Here is a 7,023-nt window from a genome sequence, read left to right as displayed (position 1 = left end):
TGAATGGAAAGCTTATGAATGGGGGAACAGTCGTAAAGGTTATTGGCGAATCTCAAAAAGTCCCATATTACACAGAACCCTTGGAAACTCCTATTGGAGTAACCAAGGGCTTAAAAGTCTACAGAAACGTTATGAATTCTTGCGTCATTTATCTTGATTGAACCGCCGTATACGGAACCGTACGTACGGTGGTGTGAGAGGACGAGGGTTAATCACCCCCTCCTACTCGATTTAAAGTAAACTTTTCTAATCTATTATTATTTCACCTGTATTTTTAAAGCGTTCCAGAATAACAAACAATCTAGAATAGCAATCTTGGATAGTTTTTTCATTTTTAATATTATTGTGGAGTCCTAGTCCCCAATAGGTGTCCTTATAAAATCCTATTAAATAATCTTCTGACTTGTTTGTATGAGCATTTTCATAACTTAATTGATCGTCAATAAACGCCAAATAAACTTTCTCAGATTCAATAAAAATAAATGGTATAGGCGATTGTAGATAAACTTCCGCATATTGGGGTTTTGCTGCTTCTTTCAAGTACCTCTTAGTTATAAAGACACTGTCTAAATTTTTGAATTTATTCTGTAAAATATCTTCCATTGACAATGAGATTAATGAAATATTTTTTTCTCTAATTTTTGGTTTGTCTCCTACAATCCCAATTTTTAGTTTACTCCCGGAATAAATAGGGGAGTCAAAATTTGCTTCTTGACTACAAGAGGTAATAATAAATAGTAAAGTTATTAAAATGAAAAATTTTCTCATTTTTTCCTCCAAATGGATATTTTTTAAAACGATTCAATTATATCAGAAAAAATATTTAAAAAAGTCTCTTTTTTGAATTGTTTTTCAATTATATTTTAAATGTAATTTTATTGAAAAAAGTAATATGGAGGAAGATTATGAAAAAATATCTTTTTATGGTTTTAATAACCATGGAGTCTTATCGAATGATAAGAAAAAAGCTCCAGTGCCTATGCAAACTGGAGCCATAAATTATAGTGCTTCTTTAATAATTTTTTTGTAATAGAAGACTGATAGAATGCCGAAGATGGAGTACAATGCCGCATATAATAGCATGACAATCAGCATAGGGGTCCAAATTTCAGTACCGAATAGGAACCAGCCGGATTGAACGGCAAAATAGCTGTGAGAAAGCCCGACCACCAATGGAATGCCGAAACTAAAGAGCTGTTTTCCTTGAATCCCTTTAATTAAATCTCCCTGTGTAAAGCCAAGCTTCCGTAAGATTGTATAGTTTGGTTTTTCCTCTTCACTTTCACCCATTTGTTTAAAATAAAGGATACATCCGGATGTGATAAGGAAGGTTAAGCCTAAGAAGCCGACAATAAACATCGCAAGTCCTAATACTCTTTTCTCGTGATTGCTGATTTCAAGACGAGAGTCGCTATCACCTTTAAACTCCATTTGTTGGAATTTGTCATTAGCCTTTCCTAATTTTGTTTCATCTTTTAATACAATTCCAATATATAGGGAAGACTCCCTCTGTATATCTGGATTGAGATCGTTTTTTAACTGTGTAAAGATGGTTTCGTCGACAATCGCAACGGGAGAACTGAATGTAAAATATATTGAGACGATATGATCTTTTTTCAATTCTGTATACTTTAATGGGATAACTTCTTTTTGCCCTTCCAATTCAATAGGTCCGGAATCTTTAAGGGGCATGAATCTTTGCATTAAATCATTATAACCAGATAAAACCACTTCATCTCGTGAGACATTTATATGTTTGACAGCCCGCTCACTTACCACGGGAAGGGTCAAGTTGTTAGGGTTAAACAACTTTTCTTCTAAATTAGAATCGATGATATTTGAAAGGTTGGCATTTGTCTGAATCACTTCAATCCTTTTCTCTTTATACTCGATACCTTCTTTTTCAAGTGCATCTGTAAAACGCTTGGCGTCATCCGAATAGATAAAGGCAAAATCCGCTGCAACATAATCTTTCGCTGTTTGTTCTGCTGAATAATAGGAGATATAGCTAAGGGATAGCAACCCGATTGCTAAGGCGGACACAGTTGTAATAATGGTTAAAAGAAGGGCGTTCGATTTCATGCGGAACATGATTGAAGACAGGGACATGACTTCGTTAATAGACAAATACCCATCCTTCTTTTTTCGAATGAGATGAAAGATAAAACTAACGGATCCTTTGTAAAAAAGATAGGTCCCGACAATAACCAAAATTAATATTGATATCATCGCCACGAAAAGCTCTGTTACCGTTGTAAAGCTACCATCAAATAATTTCGAAGATATATAGTAGCCGAGAGCGATGAAAACCATGCCGGCAATTCCAATAATCATTTCCCAAACCGATAACTTTTTCGCATTCCCTTCCGTGGATGATTGGACTCTGAATAATCCCAAGATTGTCTGACGCTTAATAAATAAATAATTCATCAGCATGATCAAAAGGTAGATAGCTGAAAAAACAATGACGGTTTGCACGAATGCCTCTGATGAAAAATGAAGTTTTGCAATGGCTTCCACTCCGGTAATTTTAAAGACAATCATTACGATAAGCTTAGAGACGGAAAACCCGAGAAAAACCCCAATGATTAAGGAACTGAAATAAAGAATAAAGTTTTCGGCACTCAAGATGCGGAATATCTTGCCTTTCGTCATTCCAATCAATTGAAATAAACCAATTTCTTTGCTGCGCCGTTTAATAAAAATCGTATTAGCATAAAGTAAAAAGACAGATACAATTCCAATGAGTAACACGGATCCTGCCCGAATGGCAGCCGCCCCTTTAACCGTACCTTTTGCCTCACTCATGGAAGGATCATATTGCAGCGTAACAAAGGAAAAATAAAGGACAACGCTGAAAATAAGCGCAAATACATAGAGATAATAGTTTTTTAAATTCATTTTCAGGTTACGGAGGATGAGTTGATTAATGCTCATGATGTGGCACTCCTCCCAAAACGCCTTGTGTTTTCATGATGTCTTGAAAGAACATCTGCCGTGATTGTTCGCCCTTGTTGAGCTGTGTAAAGATTTGTCCGTCTTTAATAAAAATAACGCGGCTACTGAAGCTTGCTGCCACTGGATCATGCGTTACCATCACGATCGTGGCATTTCGTTTTTCGTTTAATTGGCTTAATTTGTGAAGCAAGTCAGAGGCCGATTTGGAGTCTAGCGCACCGGTCGGTTCATCGGCGAAAATGATGCTCGGTTCATGGATAAATGCTCGAGCCGCAGAGGTCCGCTGTTTTTGTCCACCGGAAATCTCATTTGGGTATTTATCTTTCAGTTCGTAAATCCCCAGTTCCGTGGCTACTTCTGTAAATTTCTGCTCCGCCTCTTTTTTGGGCATTTTCGAAATGGATAATGGCAAGAGAATGTTTTCCTTGACGGTTAAAGTATCGAGTAGATTATATTCTTGAAAAATAAATCCTAAATGTTGTTTGCGGAATTCAGCGAGCTGCTTCTCCTTCATCCGAGTGATTTCTTTGCCTTCAATGTGTATCATGCCGTGGCTCACTTGATCAATGGAGGAGAGGACATTCAGTAAAGTTGTTTTTCCCGAGCCTGACGGACCCATAATGCTGACAAATTCTCCTTGATGGATGCTTAGGTCCAGTCCTTTTAATACTTCCTGCTTATTAAACTTGTTTCCATAGCTTTTATATAATTTTTTAGCTTGTAAGATTGGCATATCAACACACTCCTTTATTCGATAGTCTTATTATAAAAGCTGGTGTGTATCCCATTCCTTCGATTTGGCGAACAAATACGAAAAGCATGTGACAAATCTGTCACATGCCGGTAATGTGATCGAATTCGTTTTTCTTTGGAAAGGTTAAGGAGAATGTAGTCCCTTTTCCTAAGGTTGATTCTACGTTGATGTGGATCCGTAACGGTTCGGCGGCTTTTTGAGCAAGATAGAGTCCCATGCCAGTTGCACCACGGTCCTGATGGGCAATAGTTGAAGTAAAGCCTTTCTCAAAAATGCGGGGAAGGTCCTTTGGATCAATTCCACGCCCATAATCCTTTATTTCAAGAATCGTGTGACCATCCTTTCCATAGCTTTTTATGAATATATCAGAGGCTTCACTGTATTTTACGGCATTGGTTAACAACTGCCTGAGGATAAAAGCCAACCATTTGGCATCAGTCAAGACTTCAGCACCCTCAAGATTGACTTCAAAGCCAATCCCTTTTTGCATGCACCAAGATTTTAATGCTTTAATTTCTTTAAAAATGACTGCTTTTAAATCAGTCTTTTCGATATACAAATCATTTTCCATAAACGGAATTCGCTTTTGGTGGAGCTGCTGATCAAGAAGAAGATGAATGCGCAGCCATTCGTATGTTAAGCTTGCTTTCAGTTTTTCGTCTTCGATACGGTCAATCATTAATGACATGGCTGTCAAAGGGGTTTTTACTTCATGAATCCACGCTAAAAGGTCGTCCTTTTCCTGCTCTAAAGTCATCAGATTATAGGAAGACTCCCTCTTTAATAATTCGGTTTGGTTGATGACACTCGTTTCAATGATTTTTTCAAACGGACTTTCCGCATCGGCCAGTCTTGTCACATCTAAATCGTTATCCCATTCTTGTAAGCTTTTAAAAAATTTTGTTTCCTTTTGGTAACGATAGAACAAAAAAATGACAAAAATTAGGAGCGATAAAAAAACAATATAAAGTATGGGAAGGATCGGGATCGCCGAATCAAGGTAAGAAATAAAAAGAGTTACGGCTTCAAGGAATAGGACAAGAAGAATCCAGCTTTTTCGTTCGATCAAATATTTTTTAATCATAAGACCGGTCCTTCTTCCACGGCCATATATCCTTGGCCCACTTTTGTTTCAATAAAACGCCCGAGGCCGAGTTCATCTAATTTTTTTCGAAGCCGGTTTACATTAACGGTTAACGTATTATCGCTAACAAAACGTTCGTCCTCCCACAATGCTTTGATTAAAGCTTCTCGGCTTAATATTTTGTTTTTCTGATTAATAAGTTCTCGCAAAATTAACATTTCATTTCTTGTCAGCTCAATGGTGCCTAATTCATTGGTGACAGTATTCTTTTGAAAATCAATGGTGGCATTGCACCATGTTTTTAACTCAATAGAATCGGTACTATAATCGTAAACACGACGAAGGATAGCCTGGATTTTTGCGATTAGGACATCAAAATGAAATGGTTTTTGAATAAAATCATCAGCACCGAGCTGCATAGACATTACCATATCTGAAGGGTGATCACGTGAAGATAAAAATAGGATCGGAACATTCGAATGGGATCGGATCATTCGGCACCAATGAAACCCATCAAATTTAGGTAATTGAATATCGATAATGACTAAATCAGGTTTAATGGCGGTAAATTCCTGAAACACTTTGGAAAAGTCAGTGATTCCATACACTTCATAAGACCAACTTGTTAGCCGTTCTTTCATTTCTTGAAATAAGGTAACATCATCTTCAATCAATAGCAGTTTAAACAATGTGTTCACCAACTTTTTGATTTTCCTCTCTTCATTGTATAGTAAATATTTCCTTCATGCCAAAGGTTTGTAGGCTTCCAAAAGAAGAAGTTGAATCCAATAAAATCCAAATTCAACCAGTTATTGGTATTGTAAATGGATGTGATCTTGGAAACGATGAGTAATGATAGGTAGGAAGAGGAGAGTTTGTAGAACTGTCCTATAATATTGAAAAGTCCTATTAATTCGTCATTTTACATTTCATCAATTTTTTGATACTCTTTGTATGGTTGTCAGACGACTAACATCAAGAAAACGATTTCATATTTGAAAGCGTCTACAAACAATAGGAGGTACTGTATGCATTATTTGATTTCAATAATAGGTCTGATATTTGTGATCGCGTTAGCATGGGTAGTGAGTTCAGACCGGAAAAAAATTAGATACAAGCCAATTGTGATGATGATTGTTATTCAATTGATCCTTTCTGCTGCTTTGCTGAATACGAAAGTTGGGTTAATCCTAATTAACGGGATTTCTACTGTATTTATAAAACTTCTCGATTATGCGAATGAAGGTGTTGGATTTGTTTTTGGTGGGATAGCTAATGAAGGGGAAATGCCTTTCTTTCTAAATGTATTACTACCAATTGTATTTATATCGGTATTAATAGGAATTCTTCAATATTTTAAGATTTTACCTTTGATCATGAAGGGAATCGGTTTGATTCTTAGTAAGGTAAACGGTATGGGTAAGCTGGAGTCGTATAATGCAGTTGCATCCTTGATGGTTGGCCAATCCGAGGTTTTTATCACGGTGAAAAAACAACTTAGTCAGCTACCGGCTCATCGTTTGTACACATTATGTGCCTCAGCCATGTCTACTGTTTCCATGTCCATTGTGGGAGCATATATGACAATGATCGAACCAAAATATGTGGTGACAGCTCTTGTTTTGAACTTATTTGGTGGTTTTATCATTGCTTCCATTATTAACCCTTATCAAGTAGAGAAAGATGAAGATATTTTAGATATCCGTGAGGAAGAAAAACAGTCGTTTTTCGAAATGATAGGGGAGTATATTCTTGACGGATTTAAGGTAGCAGTCATTGTCGGTGCGATGCTCATAGGATTTGTTGCCTTAATAGCTGGAATTAATCATACGTTTGATTTATTGTTTGGTCTTTCATTCCAGCAATTGCTAGGTTATATCTTTGCTCCATTTGCGTTTTTAATGGGGATTCCTTTTTCCGAAGCGGTTCGTGCTGGCGGGATTATGGCTACGAAGCTGGTGACAAATGAATTTGTCGCGATGATGGATTTATCAAAAGTGGCAGATAGTTTTTCTCCACGAACACTCGGAATTATATCTGTATTTTTAGTTTCTTTTGCAAACTTTTCATCTATCGGTATTATTTCTGGTGCGGTAAAAGGCTTGAACGAAAAACAAGGAAATGTGGTTGCCCGTTTTGGATTAAAACTCCTATACGGTGCTACACTTGTCAGCCTGCTTTCAGGCGTTATTGTAAGTTTTGTTTTATAAATCCTAGTGCTTGTTGC

Annotated in this window: 6 protein-coding genes and 1 pseudogene; 2 read left to right on the top strand and 5 right to left on the bottom strand. The window is 36.9% G+C overall.

The features are described 5' to 3' along the window. Nucleotides 1-157: pseudogene (locus tag GZA11_RS16700) on the top strand (group II intron reverse transcriptase/maturase); the annotation flags it as partial. Nucleotides 158-246: 89 nt separating this feature from the next. Here GZA11_RS16700 and GZA11_RS09010 read toward each other — a convergent pair. The 5 genes from GZA11_RS09010 to GZA11_RS08990 all read right to left on the bottom strand — a co-directional run bounded on the left by GZA11_RS09010 (nt 247) and on the right by GZA11_RS08990 (nt 5,485). Continuing rightward, on the bottom strand, nt 247-768 hold the full coding sequence (locus tag GZA11_RS09010) for a hypothetical protein (RefSeq protein ID WP_204317760.1): 522 nt from the start codon (nt 766-768) through the stop codon (nt 247-249). A 231-nt stretch (nt 769-999) separates the two neighbouring features. Beyond that, nucleotides 1,000-2,937 carry an FtsX-like permease family protein gene (locus tag GZA11_RS09005; RefSeq protein ID WP_163183538.1) on the bottom strand — a complete coding sequence of 646 codons (1,938 nt, stop codon included), beginning with the start codon at nt 2,935-2,937 and terminating at the stop codon, nt 1,000-1,002. Beyond that, nucleotides 2,927-3,691 (bottom strand): ABC transporter ATP-binding protein, encoded by a 765-nt coding sequence (locus GZA11_RS09000; protein WP_163183537.1) that lies wholly within the window; start codon nt 3,689-3,691, stop codon nt 2,927-2,929. The genes GZA11_RS09005 and GZA11_RS09000 overlap by 11 nt, the downstream gene beginning before the upstream one ends. A 100-nt stretch (nt 3,692-3,791) precedes the next feature. After that, nucleotides 3,792-4,796, bottom strand: coding sequence for a sensor histidine kinase (locus GZA11_RS08995; protein WP_163183536.1), 1,005 nt, complete (start codon nt 4,794-4,796; stop codon nt 3,792-3,794). Further along, entirely contained in the window at nt 4,793-5,485 is a 693-nt protein-coding gene (locus tag GZA11_RS08990; RefSeq protein WP_163183535.1) for a response regulator transcription factor, read from the bottom strand. The genes GZA11_RS08995 and GZA11_RS08990 overlap by 4 nt, the downstream gene beginning before the upstream one ends. 339 nt (nt 5,486-5,824) lie before the next feature. Between GZA11_RS08990 and GZA11_RS08985 the strand changes: the two genes are divergently transcribed. Next, nucleotides 5,825-7,006, top strand: coding sequence for a NupC/NupG family nucleoside CNT transporter (locus tag GZA11_RS08985; protein ID WP_163183534.1), 1,182 nt, complete (start codon nt 5,825-5,827; stop codon nt 7,004-7,006). Nucleotides 7,007-7,023 lie beyond the last annotated feature (17 nt).

Origin of the sequence: Neobacillus sedimentimangrovi (genome assembly GCF_010614825.1) — a bacterium.
GTDB classification, from domain to species: domain Bacteria; phylum Bacillota; class Bacilli; order Bacillales; family Cytobacillaceae; genus Neobacillus; species Neobacillus thermocopriae.
This window is presented reverse-complemented; position numbering and strand designations above follow the sequence as displayed.